A 16,370-nucleotide genomic window follows, 5' to 3' on the forward strand; every position below is an offset into this window, starting at 1 on the left:
TATTCGAGATTGTTTCGTTCATAACCTCTCAAAAATAGAAAATTCTGATATTTTTTAGAAGGATTGAAATATGTTCAAGAAGAGTGGTAGCATCATCACCCTGACAGAAAAAGTTGCTTTTTCCCTAATATGAAATATTGCATATAAAAATGAATTGATGCAAATGTAAAAGCTTATTATAATGAAAGCATAAATATACAACACATTTTAATACAGCAAAGAGGAGGAAGGAATATGGAAATCGCAATGGCAGTTTTAAAATTTTTAGGTGGAGTAATTCCTTTAGTTCAAGAACTTTTAAAAGCGTTTATGTAAGTTTATTCGTTAGCTATCATGTATCAATCTATTATTATATCTTATTAAAAATAGAATGGGGTGATTTTTCTGAATAATAAGAAAAATTCCAAGAGAAGAAAGTTCCTTACATGTGTATTAGTTAGTCTATGCACTCTTAATTATTCATCTATTTCTTTCGCAGAAACACAAATCGGTCATGCAAATGATATAAATAAAAATGCTCGTAGCATTGATACTGGTATAGCAAACCTTACATATAATAATCAAGAGATTTTAGCTGTAAATGGTGATAAAGTAGAGAGTTTTGTTCCGAAAGAAAGTATCAATTCAAATGGTAAATTTGTAGTAGTGGAACGTGAGAAAAAATCACTTGCAACGTCACCAGTCGATATTTCGATTATTGATTCTGTAGCGAATCGTACATATCCAGGAGCTGTACAACTTGCCAATAAAGCTTTTGCAGACAATCAACCGAGTTTATTAGTGGCTAAGAGAAAGCCTTTGAATATTAGTATAGACTTACCTGGTATGAGAAAAGAAAATACAATCACTGTCCAAAATCCGACATATGGTAATGTGGCTGGAGCAGTAGATGATTTAGTATCTACTTGGAATGAAAAGTATTCCACAACACATACGTTACCTGCAAGAATGCAGTATACAGAATCTATGGTTTATAGTAAAGCACAAATCGCAAGTGCTCTTAATGTTAATGCTAAATATCTTGATAACAGTCTAAATATTGACTTTAATGCAGTTGCAAATGGAGAAAAGAAAGTGATGGTGGCGGCATATAAACAAATATTTTATACTGTAAGTGCTGAACTGCCTAATAATCCATCTGATCTCTTTGATAATAGTGTTACTTTTGATGAGCTAACTCGTAAAGGAGTAAGTAATTCGGCTCCACCTGTTATGGTTTCAAATGTAGCTTATGGTAGAACGGTTTATGTAAAATTAGAAACAACATCTAAGAGTAAAGATGTACAAGCTGCTTTTAAAGCTTTACTTAAGAATAACAGCGTCGAAACGAGTGGACAGTACAAAGATATTTTTGAAGAAAGTACCTTTACTGCTGTCGTATTAGGTGGAGATGCGAAAGAGCATAACAAGGTTGTTACAAAAGATTTCAATGAAATCCGAAATATCATTAAAGATAATGCTGAATTAAGTTTTAAAAATCCAGCACATACCCAATTTCATATACAAGTACTTTCTTAAAAGATAATGCAACTGCTGCTGTTCATAACAATACAGATTATATCGAGACGACAACTACAGAATATTCAAGTGCAAAAATGACACTTGATCATTACGGTGCTTACGTTGCGCAATTTGATGTATCTTGGGATGAATTCACATTTGATCAAAATGGGAAAGAAGTACTAACACATAAAACATGGGAAGGTAGTGGCAAAGACAAAACAGCTCATTACTCTACAGTAATCCCTATTCCACCAAATTCAAAAAACATAAAAATCGTAGCAAGAGAATGTACAGGTCTTGCATGGGAATGGTGGAGAACAATTATTAATGAACAAAATGTTCCATTAACAAATGAAATAAAGGTTTCAATTGGAGGAACAACATTATACCCAACTGCTACTATTATTCATTAGGTTGGAGCAAATTGCCCTGTTTATAGGGCAATTTTTTTACTTAAGTGAAAGTAGATCGGCGTTTCTTAAATACATCATAATCAATTCGCAAATCTTGTCACCATATTTTTAAATGTTATCAGTTTTCATTATTAATTTATTGCGCATCAGCATTTGGATATTTTTATTGGGAATAGTAAGGGTGAGAGGAGGTGCATTACATATGGGAAAAGGTAGAAGTAATAATGCTGGTAAAAAGCAGCCAAATTTCGATGATTCATCTAATTTCGCTAAACAAAGTCAACCGACAGAAAAGAAGAAGAAATAAAAAAAGGAGCTCTCTTTATGAAGAGAGCTCCTTTTTTTAGATATATTGATGTTTCAACACAACAGATTGTGTGTTCAATCAAATAGTCATACATGTAAGGTTTAAACTCCTGCTTCCACTACTGTGGAAGCTTCTCTAAATGATGTGCAATATCAATATACATATTGGAGTAAACGGAATGGATTTCATTACTTGGCGTAGCGTTAGAAGAGAAGTGGACAATTACCATATTCGCTTTCGGATCGATGTAAAGTGTTTGTCCGTAACTACCTAACACTTCAAAAGCACCTTGTTCATTGTGCGGAATCCACCATTGATTATGATAAGAAATGGAAGCGCCAGGGCCAACTGCAAGTTCACCTTCTTGCACATTTTTTATATCTTCAGTAATAGAAGAAGGGAGAATTTGTTTTCCGTTATAATCCCCGTTATTTAATAATAATTGCCCGAATCTCGCCATATCTCTAGCAGTTGCATTTAAACCAGCGCTTGCTTGTTCAACTTTTGTTTCATCTGTTACGTAATACGCGTTTTCTTCCATACCAATTTGAGACCATATGCGCTCGCTAACATTTTCAGCTAATGATTTACCTGTGATCGTTCGAATCACCCAAGCGAGTGTTTCTGCTGATCCGTTATCGTAAGAAAAATCGGAACCAGGCGGTGCAGTTTCTTCTGCTTCTCGTAACATATCATAAATTTTCATCGGGCCATCGTAATTTTTACCTCGAGGTAAAATATTGCTCGCTAAATATAGTTGTGCATCTTGATTTTCTAACGCTGGGTGTTCATAGCCGTGAGTGGGGTATTCCACAGAAACTTGCATGTCCATTAATTGCTGTAGTGTTGCTTTTCCAAATGGTGTATTTTTTAATTCTTTTATATATGTGTCAGCTGTTTTTTCTAAATCAATACGGTTTTCTTCAGCGAGAGATTGTATTATTGCTCCGGTAAATACTTTTGCTAATGACGCCATACCATGCGGTTCGCTCTCGTTATATCCATTGAAATATCGTTCATAAACAAGTTGTCCATTGTGTACAACGACAAAAGCATCCGTTTTGTTATCGTCTAAAAGTTTTTTTAGAGGAGTTGTATTTCCAAATCTACGCTCCACAGCAAAATCGTCTAAGTTTTGCAATGCGGTAGAGAAGTGAAAAACGTGATCCGGGTTATTTTTCACCTCGTTAATTAAAGTGAATTCTTTCATATGTGTATACGACCAACGCAAGTACGGGTCATCTATCCAATTTTTCTTCGTCACGTTATTTTTCGATGGAGTCGTTTTATTATGTTTGAAGTATGTAAAACCGAGCCCTGTAATTACAAATATGAATGTGATTATGAGTAAGAGTAGGGGAGATTTTTTAAGTTTCATATCGGTCCCTCCTTTTTATTCCTACTATTAGTATACGCGTCTATTGAAAGAAATACAAAATAAAGAAAGTAAACGGGGAAGTTTACTTTCTTTATTTATGTTAAGCGGAAACTTTTCCGTCTGTATGTTGTTTCTTGAATTTTTGTTTTCGTCCGTGTAATCCATAATAAAGAAGTAAAGTGAACGCAACGATAATAGCTGCGATGAAATACATATTATGGTAACTTGATTTCGCTGCGACGATACCTAAAATGAAAGAACCAAAACCGAGACCACTATCAAAGAATGAGAAGTACGTAGCTGTCGCAGAACCACGTCGATGGTTTGCAGCGGCAGAGATCGCAATCGTTTGGAAGCTTGGAATTAACGTTCCGTAACCTAAACCGATTAACATACCTGCGCCAAGGAACCAAAACGGGGTTTGCGCTTGGCTTAAAATGAACATACCAATTGTGAAAATAATGATAGCTGGGTAAACAAGTACATTTTCACCGAAGCGATCAAAAATCTTTCCTGTAAATGGACGAGAAATGACAACAACGAGTGCGTATAAAATAAAGAAGTAACTAGCAACTTCTCCTAAACCGAGCTCTTTCGCATAAATAGGAATAAAGGATAAAATACCACTATAAGAAAAGGCTAAAACAAATCCTGTCAGAGCAATCGGAATGGAAGCAGGTTCAAGTAAGTCTTTCCATTTCATTTTTTCTCGTTTTTGTTTGCTCACTGGTACTTCATGCGGAATATTTACAAGTAGTCCTAATAAAAATGCAAGCAATGAAAATACGGAACAAACGATAAATAGTACAGTGAATGAAAAATGAGAAATAATTGTTAAACCTAAAAAAGGACCAATTACCATTGGCAGACTCATAAATACGCCGAAATAGGCAAGTGCTTCGCCTCTTCTATGAGCTGGCGCAACATCTGTGACAATCGTACCAGTTGCAGTTGTTGCCATACCGAACCCAATACCATGTAAGAAGCGAAGGGCAAGTAATAAAAATAAACTTTGTGCACCGAAATACATAACGGTAGCAGCTAAAAATAATGAAAGTGAAATAAATAAAATTTTCTTTCTCCCTAATTCATCAAGCCATTTTCCTGTAAACGGTCTACATAAAACAGATGAAATAAGAAAAACAGTTGCAACTAAACCAATTTCCTCAGGTTTTCCTTTTAGGCCGTCTATTACATAGACGGGTAAAGTAGTCATAAGCATATAAAATGTTAAGAAGAGAAATAGACTACTAAAACAAGTTCCGAGGAAATCCTTCGTCCAAAGTTTTTCACTTTGCATCGTCATCCCTCCAATTTAATCTAAGTTTTTAATAATTTGTTGTAACACTTGAAATGCTTGATGTAAATCATCTTCGTTAATACCTTCTAGCGTCTTTTCTTCGAAAGTATCAACTTCTTCTTGCCATACCGGAATCATTTTTATCGCTGTTTCTGATAAAGAAATGAGCTTCTCACGGCGATCTTTTCCTTCAGTACGAATAATCCATCCCATCGTTTCCATACGTGTTAACGTACGAGTCATCGTTGGTGACTCAACATTTAAATACTGACATAATTCTGTTTGCGTACAAGAACCAGTTTGATTAATACGGAAAATTACAGCCCATTGCGCACTAAATAACCCAGTGGGAGATACGCGTTCATTAAATTTCTTCGTAAACTTGCGAGAAGTCTGGCTGACAATGTGAAAAAAATGTTGTTTTTCGTCCATGTATGTTGATCCTTTCAAATTAGTTACCTAGCTAACTATATACTTTTTTATTATAATTGTCTAGTAATAGACATGTTGATTTATGTAAAAATTTCGTATCGCTTTTTTGTTGAGAACATACATTCTGCGTGTTATTCTTTAATTAAATAAAGAATTTTCTTTCTATTAAAAAGAATGGGGGAACTTGTGATGATTAAGCCTGCAACAATGGAGTTTGTTTCACTATCGAACGGAGAAACGATTGCGTATCAGGAAGTTGGAAGGCAAAATGCAGAAATTCTTGTACTCATTCACGGAAACATGACATCGTCACAACATTGGGATTTAGTCATTGAAAAGCTGCAAGATCAATACCATATTTACGCTCTTGATTTAAGAGGATTTGGTCAATCAACATATAATAAAGCGATAGATTCAATACAAGATTTTGCAGAAGATGTAAAACTATTTATTGATCAATTAAAACTAGAGAAATTTTCATTAATGGGCTGGTCAATGGGCGGTGGTGTTGCGATGCAATTTACAGCGAATCATCCAACGTTTGTCGAAAAGTTAATTTTAGTAGAATCGGTGGGTATGAAGGGATATCCAATTTTTAAAAAGGATATAAACGGGCAACCAATCGTATCAAGCTTAGTAAAGACGAAAGAAGAAATTGCACAAGATCCCGTACAGATTGCACCAGTGTTAGATGCGATAAAAAATATGAATAAATTATATTACCGTACAGTATGGAATTTATTAATATATACACATAATCAACCTGAACCAGATCGTTATGAAAAGTATTTAGACGATATGTTAACGCAACGTAATTTCGTAGATGTGAATTATGCGCTCATTACATTTAATATTTCAGATGAACATAATGGGGTTGTAGAGGGAAGTAAGCAAATTCATCATATTAAAGCGCCAACACTCGTTATACAAGGTGACAGAGATTATGTCGTACCACAAGTAGTCGGTGAGGAGTTAGCAAAACATTTGCCAAATGCAGAGTTGAAGGTATTAGAAGATTGCGGTCATTCGCCGTTTATTGATTGTTTAGACGTATTTATAAAGCATGTAGAGGATTGGTTAGAACAGAAATAATCCCCGAAATGAAAGGTATTGCATATACTATAACATTGTAAGTAAAAGGGGAGATTATCCATGCACCATCCGTTCTTAATTGCGCATTCTCCATATAATCATCATGTGTATACAAAAATGATGATAGCTCCGCTGTATATGCAAGTTTCACCAGTTGTAGTTCCGTTACAAATACAACAGCCACCAATTGTTCATTCGCATCATTATTTGTATGAAACTGCTTTTTATAAACATCCGTATTTCAAGCAATTCCATAACAATGTGAAAGCACAAGTTTGGGAAGGATAAGAAGCTAAAAGATTCATTCTTTTAGCTTCTTTTTTATTGCGAATATTCGTACACGCATTTGCAGAAACAGTTTATAATGAAAAGTGGAAAGCGTGAGAAGGAGAGGGAAAGGGAATGTCAATGCGTTTTACTTTTTGGATTATGGTTGGGATTGTAGCAATCTCGGGTTTGTCACAAGGAATGCTTTTACCGGCCATTGCAATGATTTTTGAACAAGAAGGGGTTAGTTCAAGTATTAACGGTATTCATGCGACAGCACTATACATTGGGATATTAGTAATCTCACCGTTTCTTGAAAAACCGATGCAAAAGTTTGGAATGAAGCCAATTATCGTCATTGGTGGGTTTCTCGTTATCATTTCATTATTCTTTTTTACACAAACATTTTCGTTTTGGGTATGGTTTATCCTTAGATTTCTAGTTGGAGTCGGAGATCATATGCTTCATGTCGGAACACAAACATGGATTACGACAACAGCAGACCCGAGTAAAATAGGGAGACAAGTATCGATATACGGTGTATTCTTCGGAATTGGTTTTGCCGTCGGTCCGTATTTAGCAAGCACTGTGCAGTACGGTCTTGCAACGCCATTTATTATATCTACTATACTTTGTCTAATAGGTTGGCTGTTATTATTACCAACAAAAAATGCATTCCCGGCGCAAGATGAAAGAGAAGTGAAGAGTGAATCATCATTTTCTCGTTATAAACAAGTTGTTGGATTAGGATGGATTGCACTGCTGGGACCACTTGCATATGGCGTACTGGAAGCAATGTTAAACAGTAACTTACCAGTATACGCGCTTCGAAAAGGATGGTCCGTTTCAGAAGTATCCTTCTTATTACCAGCATTTGCAGTTGGGGGCATTATTACACAAATTCCGCTCGGTATATTAAGTGACAAATACGGAAGGGACCGTATTTTAACGTGGACGTTCAGCATAAGTACGGGCATTTTCTTACTTGCAGCCGTATTTGATCAATATTACTGGATCGTCTTTGCCTGCATGTTGTTAGCGGGTATGGTCATTGGATCGTGCTTTTCGTTAGGACTTGGATTTATGACAGATTTATTACCGAGACACTTATTGCCAGCAGGTAATATATTGTCTGGAATCGCCTTTAGTTTAGGAAGTATACTGGGACCTGTATTAGGAGGCGTATTTATAGAAAAAATACAGTATACAAGCTTTTTTATTGCGGTTATGATTATAATAGGAATTCTCGCAATGTTATATATGATCTACATGAAGAATCAATTCGCATCAAGAAAAATAGAAAGTAGGTTAGGGCATGACAAAACAACCTAATAAAAAGAAATTTGAAGTACTCGAAAACGAAACAATTACAGACTGCTTAGCACGTATGGAACAAGAAGGTTACGCACCGTCTCGCCGCATGGAAGAGCCAATCTTTCATGAAGTGAAGAAAGACGGCAAAACAGTAGTGGAACCGTGCGGTAGGAAGATTGTTTTTGAGGGGAAATTGAAGTAATACAAATAGCAAATTCTCTTTATAGTATAGAGCCACCCAATTCATTTGAATTGGGTGGCTTGTTTTGTTACTGAGTAATGAAGGAATAGGTAGATTAGGAATTGAATAGAATGAATGGATATTTTCTAGAGAGGATGAAGTTAGTTGTTCGGGTATGGATTATAGAGCTAAAACTATAAGAAGCTAAAATTTTGCAAAGGGAAATAGGTAAATACGCCGAGTGCTGGTTAATCCGTACGTCATCAATTTTGTCATTTGGAAGAAAATAATAATATCATAAAGCATACTATAAATAGTTATATTTTTTTGTATAGAAAATGCGTAATTGTAACGTTAAATCTTCCTGGAAGAGCAGTTACACTAGCTTTGGATTTTTGTTAATTCAAAATTCAGTGTGCAAACGAGGTGGAGTTCAAAAATGGAAGCAAATCAAAATGAGCGAATTCTCTATGCAGTTTTTGAGAATGAAATGAAAAATGAATCTGTTTTGTTCTCACAAAATAATTCACACATCTAGTCATATAAGAAAACGCTGTTGATTCCAATATCAATAGCGTTTTTATTTTTAGTAAATATATAGATCAAAATGAATTTCTGCTTGAATCGAACTAGCGAAATCAAGTATATCTTTTTGTAAATACATTGCGGGTGATTCGTTATTCTCAATTTGAATGACTACCATAAATAGAAATTCTAAATCATATTTTTTCTTAAGCTGTTTTAATGGTTCTGTTTTCTCTTCAAGTGATTTTAGAATAACATACAACTGATTATTTATATCGTATGATTCTTGATAGCCAGTGCTTAAATTCCAATCCGTCTCTTTTCTATATAGTTTTTTTGTGGATACAAGATTCGGATTATCACGTCTTGCGACAATATCACCTTTTTTATAAGTTCTTGTAGGTTCGATATTTAGGACGTCGGTAATTGCTTCAACAGGGAATATATCACCCGTTATACTAAAATAAGCCATAACTTTAGTTTTATCCAGAACGGTTCCTCCTCTATTGTTAAGATGTCACTCTTATTACATTATAAAAATTTAAGAATGTATTTACTAGAATGTAAATGTGTTTTTGATTGAAATTTGGTGTTGGGATATAAATGATAATGCTAGATATATACCTTTGTAGTAAGGGGGAATTATACAAAAGTAGGATGATTTCAAATGTATTTATTTGTATGATAAAAACAAAATGTTTTTAAAAAATTGGAATGTAGGGGAGGGGGAATCATAATGATACAAAGCATATATGAAACGCATTTACATGTGAAAAATTTAGAAAAGGCGATAGATTTCTATCAAAATAAGTTAGGTTTAATATTAGCAAAAAAACTATCGGAAAGGCGGGTTGCTTTCTTATGGGTAGGAGAAAATAAAGAACAAATGCTTGGATTATGGGAAGTACATAGTAATGAAGATTTTGAGATGAAACACTTCGCCTTTCGTGTAGATGTAGCGTTTTTAAAGAATTCTAAATTGTGGTTAGAGAAACGTGGAATAGAGGTAGTAGGGAGTCAGGGGAAAGGAAATGAAGAGCCAATTGTCCAAAGGTGGATGCCAGCTGCAAGCGTATATTTTCTAGATTGTGATGGAAATAAATTAGAGTTTATTTCTATGTTACATGATAATCCAGATGAATTAGAATATGCAACGTATTTAAGTGAATGGGAAGCGGAGCACTAAGAAGAATAAAGTTTAATCAGTAGGAGTCTTATAGCTTTGTATTATGTTAAATAGATAGAGACAAAAAAATCCCTCAAGAAAAGGCATGTTCTTGAAGGATTTTTTTTATTGTTTGTAACTTATTAACGATCTTCACGTTTAGATATTTCAGCGCGTTGAATATAACCATCAGAGAAGCTGAAATAAAGAGAATAGCTTCCTCGATTATATATAAAGCCTTCGCTAGTCATATCCTCTCCGATTAAATCGGGCTCACCAAACCACTCTTTTAATTCATTGATAGAAATATCCATTTTAACCCATATATATCTAGCGTCCCAAGGGTACATGTCAATATTATAATCGCCGTATACCGCTATATTAGGTGCATCACATTCTGTACATGGTGCTTTTTTCAAAACATCAGGCACTCCATATTCTTTTTTTACTTCAGATATATCTTTACGCAATGAATTTAATGTAAATGGACCAAACGTCCCATTCTCTAAAGCTGTTGTTAACATTTGTTTCAGTTCTTCTTTTGAATTGATGTTGAAATTATAATTTCTGTTTTTTGCTATTGCATTATAGAAAAATTGTGCATACTGCTCACGCTTCACAAATGTGTTTCCGTTAAAATTACCTGACTCGTCACCTTGTGCTATACGGTTACTACGCAGTGTATTTACAGCTTCATAAGCCCAATGACCTTTTGGTACGTCTTTAAATTTTCCTTGTTCTTTTGATTCTAAATGAAATGCTTTTTGTAATATTACTGCCATCTCATATCGAGTTAATACATCATCTGGACGGAATGTACCTGTTCCATCACCTGTCATAATTCCCGCTTGCGCAATGGCTTTAATATCTTTTTCAAACATATGATTTGTAATATCACTAAACATATTTCCTTGTTTATCGTCTACTTTTAAACCTAAATGTCGATTGACTAAAGAAGCTACCTGTCCTCTAGTAACATTGTCGCCAAAACCAAATTTCCCATTTCCATACCCCTTATAAATCCCTGCTGCTGCTAAGTAATCAATAGCATCTTTTGACCAGTGGTCCTTTGGTACATCTGTAAATACAGTGTTCGTATTGCTAGCTACCTTATAGCTATTCGTAGTTGTTTGTGCATTAGCTGTGCCTACCATCGTTGTAGTTACTAGTGCTGCGGTGATTACGAATCCGAAAAAAATTTTAGCTTTGCTTGTTTTCTTCCCCATTTGCGCAAGCCTCCCCAGTTTCATTTAACTTTATTAAATATACTCATTACGATGCATGCATTTAATACAATTAAATGCATGCATCGTAATTGTAACATGTAAGTTATAATTATTTGTCATTTATTTCCGTAATGTGGATGGAATTTTGATAATATAACCAAAAATGTGGATAATTGATATTCAGCGTTATTTAATGATGATACATACAGTAAAATGTTCTGTTTTCCATTCTACGATAGAAAACAGAACGTATATTTGGTATAATCGAAATATACTATATGAAACGATGTACATGAGTTTGACATGTATGTATTAAGGTACGTACTACATAACAATAACTACGCTTTATACAAATCAATCGTTAGAAAGGAAAAGAAGTAATGAATCAAATTTCATTTGAAGATTTATTTGAAGAAGAAAACGCGAAGGAAAAGGTGGAGGTAGCTGAAATACCAGTACCTTTATCACCATTGCAAAGAGATATATTGGAATTAATGGATTCTGAAGAAATAAGTGCACTTGAGCTGTGTGAACAATTAATACGAGCTGGAAAAATATCAGATGAAAGATTCACAACGAATAAGCCGAAAGCATATGGAGAAGTATGCTTACTATTAGAAGGATTTGTTAAAGAAGGAAAGCTTATTTTTGTCAAAAGTGATGAGAAAAGAGATAGGGTTTATAAATTGAATGAAGAAATGTTTAACGGATAAGGTGTGCAGGGGGAATTCATTCATTTTTCTCATTAAAAAAGGGTGTCAATCTTACTTAGATTGACACCCTTTTAATCATCTAACACCTTACATGTTTACGCTTGAAACCAAGTCTTCCTCTATCAAGTTCTTTCTGAATACTCTCTGCAGCATTTAGCAAACTACTTTTTTTATTATCACGTTTTATTTCAACTATACCAACTTCTTTTGCAATCTCGACTGCTTTTTCGTGTAGTGGTACATAGGAAATTGCTACAGTGTTTAGAAAATTATTCATAGCGGATTTAGTTCGTTCTGGCGAATCATGGATTGTCTTTTTCACCATTTCAAGCATATCGGAAAGTTTGCTTTCAGAAAACTCATCGTCTTTGCGATTTCCTAAAAGCCAGCAGTAGCAACTCCAGCCTGCAGACATTTTAAGCTCTTCACCACTTGCAATCCATTTATCAGCAACTTCTTGAGCGATATTTGATTCGGATAAAGTAACTGCCACCACATAATCAGACAACATATAAAAATACGCTCCGTCTATCCATCGATCAAAATCAGACTCCTTCATAGCTTTCGGGTCCGCAATAATGCCTGCAAAATACATAGCATCGTAGTTGCCTGTGGCATAAAGTTCTTCTGCTAACTCTTGGTTTATTTTTATTTTTTTTGCGATTGGTTTCATAGCACCTGTAGCTACGCCGAAAACTGGTTCCTGCGCACCGTTAGATATGTATATTTTTTTCGTTCGTTCCTTGCCTAGAGCTTCAAGCTCTTGCATAACTGTTTTAAAATCCAAAGCTGTGCACTTCCTTTCTTCATGTAAAAACCATTTTAATTGCGAACAACTAACCTATATTTTTTATCATGTTTTCCATACTTCCTAATTTTAAATCTTATGTGAGTAGGATGTCTACTTTCTATCATTTGTTGATAATTCAGTTAGTGATTTTGAAAATTTAGCTTTTTACATAGAGTTTTAGCATAAAAAAACTAATGATTAAAATTTCACTTTAACTTTGACTCTTTCTCGGTATTATCATGTTATTATTTGGTAAGGGGATAAATGGAATGTAAAGTTAAACATGTGAGGTTGGTTATAAATGATAAAGAAATTTACGAGAATAGTATTAACTGCAGTGATGCCAATTAGTATGATTGTGGGTTGTGGAAATACTGAAAAAACTGAAGCAAAAGAGCCGAAAGCGATACAATCGGAGAAAAAGGATTATACGGATTACTCATATGGAGGCAAAGGTATAGTAGTAAGCGGAAAAGCGAAAGAACGTCAACAATACGAGGTGGGATATATGGATGATAACAAGTTAATTGGGATTGACGAAAATATTGAGGACTGTATTGTGTTAGATAATAAAGATGAAGCGGGTCTTGTTTGGAAGCAAATAGAGCGTGGATCGATTATTGAAGTGCAATATGGTAAGGACCGCAATGATATTGTAGGTGTACAATTAGTAGGAGATCGTGAGCCATACGAAATTAGTGATAAGTTTGATCGAAATACGATAAACGAGATTGTCGAAAATGTTAAAGGGAATTTGTAATAGAAGCTAAAATGAAAAAATATTTAAATTTACTATTAATAAAGTCGATTCCTTATGGAGATAAGAAATCGACTTTATTAATTATCTTTTTTGTAAGTTGTCTTTCCAAAAATTATAGCTATTATCAATAACTTCTTTTAATTTGAAATAGTTTTCCCAAGTATCTTTTACGTGGTAGAGAGTTTCTTCGTCTATAAAAACGTCTGAGTAATCACTTATATACTTCCATTCCTCATCATTATTAAAGTAATACATCGCGAATTGATTGCCTTCGTCATTTAACATGTCGTCTGCCAAAACGCCATCCCAGTTCATATAAATTTCTGTGCCAGTCATTTGTCTAAGTTTAAACTGTTTAATTTCGTCTAGGGACTCTTCTTCAAATTCTTCACTAAATAAATTATGTTCAAGTATCCATCCTAAAAACATCCCAGTATGTACAAAAGCTTGATCAATTGGTAAGTCTTCAGGAAAATCTCCTTCATAATGGTACTTCGCTTTATCGTAAACAATCGTATGTAACAATCAGTTCATCCCCTTTAAATAACGTATTCTCTAATAAATTTGTACTGTTTGTTTTAATAGTTCAACTATGTTTTCAAGCCATTCTAGCTGTGTTATTTCTAGTCCTTCAAAATATATACCATCTGCTGAATATCATGTGTACCCTCGTTTTTCTTCATCATTTTTTGGTCTTCTTCATTTCAGGTATCAATATGAGAAATCTTTTCCAAATAAAACTCATTTCAATGTAAAAGGTTACATCTATATTATCGTAAGAATGTAAAAATGTTAATATTTTTAAAGAGAACAAGTACAAAGAAACAGGATTTATTTAATAGATACTTGATAGTTATGAAAAATTACAAAGATCCTTCTTGTTGAAGAAAATCAGTAAAAGGTATCCGAATCTATTTTTGAGAAGTAGTGGTGTGTAAGGGAAGAAGTACTTTTGACGTCGATTGCAATTGGTTATAAAATAATGTCTGTTAAGGGATTTTCTAGAAACTATCATTCGCCTGCTGGGGATAAAATGAAAAGGCGGAATAACCATATTTTTATACATAGTAGATTCATAGTCTTTCACGAATGAGAAAATAAAGGGAGGTTGAGATATTTACACGAACAGTGTAGATATCGATTACAGCAATGAATATTAAAAAACGAGTAATCGCACTATCAACAAGTCTAGTAATTTTAGGGAGTGCACCTTCATCAATATCAGCAGAAGAGATAAATAAATCTCATACTGACCAGCTTCGTATTGCACAAGGGGAGCGTGGAACGAACGGATTACGTTATTCTAATTTCAATCTAGAAACTCCAGATTACATGCAAATTAATGAAGCAGAAGTATCAGAGAACGAGGAAATTCTTCTAGAAGAATATAAACATAAACATGATGAAACAGAAGAGTTACATAAAATGAAAGAAGCGAAAAAAGGTGAAGTAGCAGAAGATGAAGCTATTTCAAACATTGAAAAGGCATTTGAACATGTAGACGGTCGAAATGATGGCTCTACTCGTGAAATGAAGCCGGTTGAAAAACGAAGAGCTATTCAGTATAGTGCATCGATGACTATAAAGAAATATGGAACACTTGCAGGTGTCCCGTTTGTAGAGTGGATTGTTCCAGCTGGAAATCCTGATATTCGTCCTGCAAATCCGATGAAAGCACGCTACATTACAATTCATGAGACTGCAAACACAGCTCGTGGTGCAAATGCTGAAAATCATGCTAAATATTTGTATAAACAAGCAACGGAAGGTACGTTCCGAACAGCTTCATGGCATTTTACTGTAGACGATAAACAAATTTATCAACACTTACCAACAAATGAAAACGGTTGGCATGCAGGAGATGGCGATGGTTCCGGAAATAGAGAATCAATCGGTATCGAGATTGCGGTTAACCAAGATGGAGATTACAATAAAGCGCTAGAGAATGCAAAGAGACTTGCAGGTTATTTAATGAACAAAGAAGGTATTAGTGCGGACCACATTTATAGGCATCAACAATGGAGCGGGAAAAACTGTCCTGATATTTTAATTTCTCGTGGGAATTGGACTGGCTTCGTACAAGGTATTCAATGGTATGCAAATGTTAACGCACAAATTGATTCGCCTTTACAAGAAAGAAATGAGCTATTTGATTCCAATGAATATAATCCAGCTGAACCTAATATGGAACTTGTAGTGAATGGTGATGGTATAAACGTACGTAGTGGTTCGGGACTTGAACATCATATCGTTCGTAAAGCTTCAAACGGAGATCGTTACAAAGTGTTAGCAGTTAAAAATGGTTGGTATAAAGTAGGTAACGATGAGTGGATTTTCTATAACCCAAGTTGGATTAAAATAAACTATAATATGCCACATAAAGAAGTACAAAAACCAAAAGATGATATTACAGGTGGATGGTTTGAAGGGAACATTCGTAAGCTGAATAGCCTAGGAATTATGAACGGTGAAGGAAATGGTGTATTTGCGCCTTATCGTAATGTTACGAGAGCTGAGTTTGCAACATTAATCTCAAATGCTCTAAAGCTACCAGAAGGAAATAAGTCATTTGTAGATATTAATAAAGCGCATCCATCACTTCATAGCGGCATTAAACGTAGTGCAAGTGCAGGAATTATTAACGGTCGTGGCGGCGGGATTTTTGATCCTACCGCATCTATCACTCGTGAAGAAGCATCGATCATGATTGACAAAGCATTACAGTATAAAGGTGTTACAGGTGAATTAGTTGCATTGTCATTTAGGGATAAACATTTGATCACATATAAACAGCCTGTTCAACGATTATATAGCTTAAAAGTAGTTACTGGTGTTGGAAATAATGAGTTTAATCCTAAAGGGACAGCAACTCGTGGTGAAGCAGCTGCCTTTTTAGTGAAGATGTTAGATGCAAGGCAAAAATAGAAAGAATGATAAAGGAGCTATCCAAAATGAGAATTTGGAACAGCTCCTTTTTATATAAGCCCTTATTAAGCCCCTTGCA

15 protein-coding genes and 1 pseudogene are annotated in these 16,370 nt (G+C 34.6%); 9 read left to right on the plus strand and 7 right to left on the minus strand.

All coding sequences use genetic code 11. The features are described from left to right. Nucleotides 1–375 precede the first annotated feature (375 nt). A pseudogene (alo, locus tag QCI73_RS11270) lies at nt 376–1,916 on the plus strand (anthrolysin O/cereolysin O family cholesterol-dependent cytolysin Alo). 425 nt (nt 1,917–2,341) lie between these two features. Here alo and QCI73_RS11275 read toward each other — a convergent pair. From QCI73_RS11275 to QCI73_RS11285, 3 genes are all read right to left on the minus strand, one after another. Next, on the minus strand, nt 2,342–3,601 hold the full coding sequence (locus QCI73_RS11275; protein WP_353822933.1) for a serine hydrolase domain-containing protein: 1,260 nt from the start codon (nt 3,599–3,601) through the stop codon (nt 2,342–2,344). Nucleotides 3,602–3,701: 100 nt separating this feature from the next. Next, complete coding sequence (locus tag QCI73_RS11280; RefSeq protein ID WP_098922557.1) at nt 3,702–4,901, minus strand: MFS transporter; 1,200 nt, start codon at nt 4,899–4,901, stop codon at nt 3,702–3,704. Nucleotides 4,902–4,916: 15 nt separating this feature from the next. Continuing rightward, nucleotides 4,917–5,333 carry a MarR family winged helix-turn-helix transcriptional regulator gene (locus QCI73_RS11285; RefSeq protein ID WP_000343680.1) on the minus strand — a complete coding sequence of 139 codons (417 nt, stop codon included), beginning with the start codon at nt 5,331–5,333 and terminating at the stop codon, nt 4,917–4,919. Nucleotides 5,334–5,507: 174 nt separating this feature from the next. Between QCI73_RS11285 and phaZ the strand changes: the two genes are divergently transcribed. From phaZ to QCI73_RS11305, 4 genes are all read left to right on the plus strand, one after another. Then, nucleotides 5,508–6,425 (plus strand): intracellular short-chain-length polyhydroxyalkanoate depolymerase, encoded by a 918-nt coding sequence (gene phaZ, locus QCI73_RS11290; RefSeq protein WP_242261215.1) that lies wholly within the window; start codon nt 5,508–5,510, stop codon nt 6,423–6,425. A gap of 60 nt (nt 6,426–6,485) precedes the next feature. After that, a complete protein-coding gene (locus QCI73_RS11295) occupies nt 6,486–6,713 on the plus strand; it encodes a hypothetical protein (protein ID WP_226640479.1) in 228 nt (75 codons plus the stop codon). Nucleotides 6,714–6,827: 114 nt separating this feature from the next. Beyond that, entirely contained in the window at nt 6,828–8,024 is a 1,197-nt protein-coding gene (locus tag QCI73_RS11300) for an MFS transporter (protein WP_353822934.1), read from the plus strand. Next, the gene (locus QCI73_RS11305; RefSeq protein ID WP_000166303.1) at nt 8,008–8,208 is read left to right on the plus strand and encodes an NETI motif-containing protein; all 201 of its coding nucleotides are present in this window, start codon (nt 8,008–8,010) and stop codon (nt 8,206–8,208) included. Before QCI73_RS11300 ends, QCI73_RS11305 begins: the two co-directional genes overlap by 17 nt. A gap of 565 nt (nt 8,209–8,773) precedes the next feature. Here the strand turns inward: QCI73_RS11305 and QCI73_RS11310 are convergent. Next, nucleotides 8,774–9,184, minus strand: coding sequence for a DUF4279 domain-containing protein (locus QCI73_RS11310; RefSeq protein ID WP_353822935.1), 411 nt, complete (start codon nt 9,182–9,184; stop codon nt 8,774–8,776). Between the two features lie 264 nt (nt 9,185–9,448). Between QCI73_RS11310 and QCI73_RS11315 the strand changes: the two genes are divergently transcribed. Then, a complete protein-coding gene (locus tag QCI73_RS11315; protein WP_048555421.1) occupies nt 9,449–9,898 on the plus strand; it encodes a VOC family protein in 450 nt (149 codons plus the stop codon). Between the two features lie 122 nt (nt 9,899–10,020). Here the strand turns inward: QCI73_RS11315 and QCI73_RS11320 are convergent, their stop codons facing one another. After that, nucleotides 10,021–11,103 (minus strand): S-layer homology domain-containing protein, encoded by a 1,083-nt coding sequence (locus QCI73_RS11320; RefSeq protein WP_353822936.1) that lies wholly within the window; start codon nt 11,101–11,103, stop codon nt 10,021–10,023. Between the two features lie 380 nt (nt 11,104–11,483). Between QCI73_RS11320 and QCI73_RS11325 the strand changes: the two genes are divergently transcribed. After that, a complete protein-coding gene (locus tag QCI73_RS11325) occupies nt 11,484–11,816 on the plus strand; it encodes a DUF3895 domain-containing protein (RefSeq protein ID WP_001071912.1) in 333 nt (110 codons plus the stop codon). 79 nt (nt 11,817–11,895) lie between these two features. Here the strand turns inward: QCI73_RS11325 and QCI73_RS11330 are convergent, their stop codons facing one another. Further along, a complete protein-coding gene (locus QCI73_RS11330) occupies nt 11,896–12,603 on the minus strand; it encodes a DNA alkylation repair protein (protein ID WP_262725163.1) in 708 nt (235 codons plus the stop codon). Between the two features lie 304 nt (nt 12,604–12,907). Here QCI73_RS11330 and QCI73_RS11335 point away from each other — a divergent pair, with 304 nt between their 5' ends. Next, the gene (locus QCI73_RS11335) at nt 12,908–13,366 is read left to right on the plus strand and encodes a hypothetical protein (RefSeq protein ID WP_353822937.1); all 459 of its coding nucleotides are present in this window, start codon (nt 12,908–12,910) and stop codon (nt 13,364–13,366) included. A gap of 81 nt (nt 13,367–13,447) precedes the next feature. Here the strand turns inward: QCI73_RS11335 and QCI73_RS11340 are convergent, their stop codons facing one another. Further along, complete coding sequence (locus QCI73_RS11340; protein WP_242261222.1) at nt 13,448–13,891, minus strand: DUF7832 domain-containing protein; 444 nt, start codon at nt 13,889–13,891, stop codon at nt 13,448–13,450. Between the two features lie 624 nt (nt 13,892–14,515). On the opposite strand from QCI73_RS11340, the gene QCI73_RS11345 reads away from it, so the two are divergent. After that, the gene (locus QCI73_RS11345; RefSeq protein WP_353822938.1) at nt 14,516–16,291 is read left to right on the plus strand and encodes an S-layer homology domain-containing protein; all 1,776 of its coding nucleotides are present in this window, start codon (nt 14,516–14,518) and stop codon (nt 16,289–16,291) included. The last annotated feature ends 79 nt before the right edge of the window (nt 16,292–16,370 follow it).

Origin of the sequence: Bacillus cereus group sp. MG16, from assembly GCF_040459875.1 — a bacterium.
Taxonomy (GTDB): domain Bacteria; phylum Bacillota; class Bacilli; order Bacillales; family Bacillaceae_G; genus Bacillus_A; species Bacillus_A paranthracis.

What these genes read in the sequence shown, in the direction of transcription:
- QCI73_RS11320 (WP_353822936.1), bottom strand. Translation starts at nt 11,103, where the DNA reads ATGGGGAAGAAAACAAGCAAAGCTAAAATTTTTTTCGGATTCGTAATC.
- QCI73_RS11325 (WP_001071912.1), top strand. Translation starts at nt 11,484, where the DNA reads ATGAATCAAATTTCATTTGAAGATTTATTTGAAGAAGAAAACGCGAAG.
- QCI73_RS11305 (WP_000166303.1), top strand. Translation starts at nt 8,008, where the DNA reads ATGACAAAACAACCTAATAAAAAGAAATTTGAAGTACTCGAAAACGAA.
- QCI73_RS11275 (WP_353822933.1), bottom strand. Translation starts at nt 3,601, where the DNA reads ATGAAACTTAAAAAATCTCCCCTACTCTTACTCATAATCACATTCATA.
- QCI73_RS11315 (WP_048555421.1), top strand. Translation starts at nt 9,449, where the DNA reads ATGATACAAAGCATATATGAAACGCATTTACATGTGAAAAATTTAGAA.
- QCI73_RS11295 (WP_226640479.1), top strand. Translation starts at nt 6,486, where the DNA reads ATGCACCATCCGTTCTTAATTGCGCATTCTCCATATAATCATCATGTG.
- QCI73_RS11310 (WP_353822935.1), bottom strand. Translation starts at nt 9,184, where the DNA reads ATGGCTTATTTTAGTATAACGGGTGATATATTCCCTGTTGAAGCAATT.
- QCI73_RS11300 (WP_353822934.1), top strand. Translation starts at nt 6,828, where the DNA reads ATGTCAATGCGTTTTACTTTTTGGATTATGGTTGGGATTGTAGCAATC.
- QCI73_RS11345 (WP_353822938.1), top strand. Translation starts at nt 14,516, where the DNA reads ATGAATATTAAAAAACGAGTAATCGCACTATCAACAAGTCTAGTAATT.
- QCI73_RS11335 (WP_353822937.1), top strand. Translation starts at nt 12,908, where the DNA reads ATGATAAAGAAATTTACGAGAATAGTATTAACTGCAGTGATGCCAATT.
- phaZ (WP_242261215.1), top strand. Translation starts at nt 5,508, where the DNA reads ATGGGGGAACTTGTGATGATTAAGCCTGCAACAATGGAGTTTGTTTCA.
- QCI73_RS11285 (WP_000343680.1), bottom strand. Translation starts at nt 5,333, where the DNA reads ATGGACGAAAAACAACATTTTTTTCACATTGTCAGCCAGACTTCTCGC.
- QCI73_RS11280 (WP_098922557.1), bottom strand. Translation starts at nt 4,901, where the DNA reads ATGCAAAGTGAAAAACTTTGGACGAAGGATTTCCTCGGAACTTGTTTT.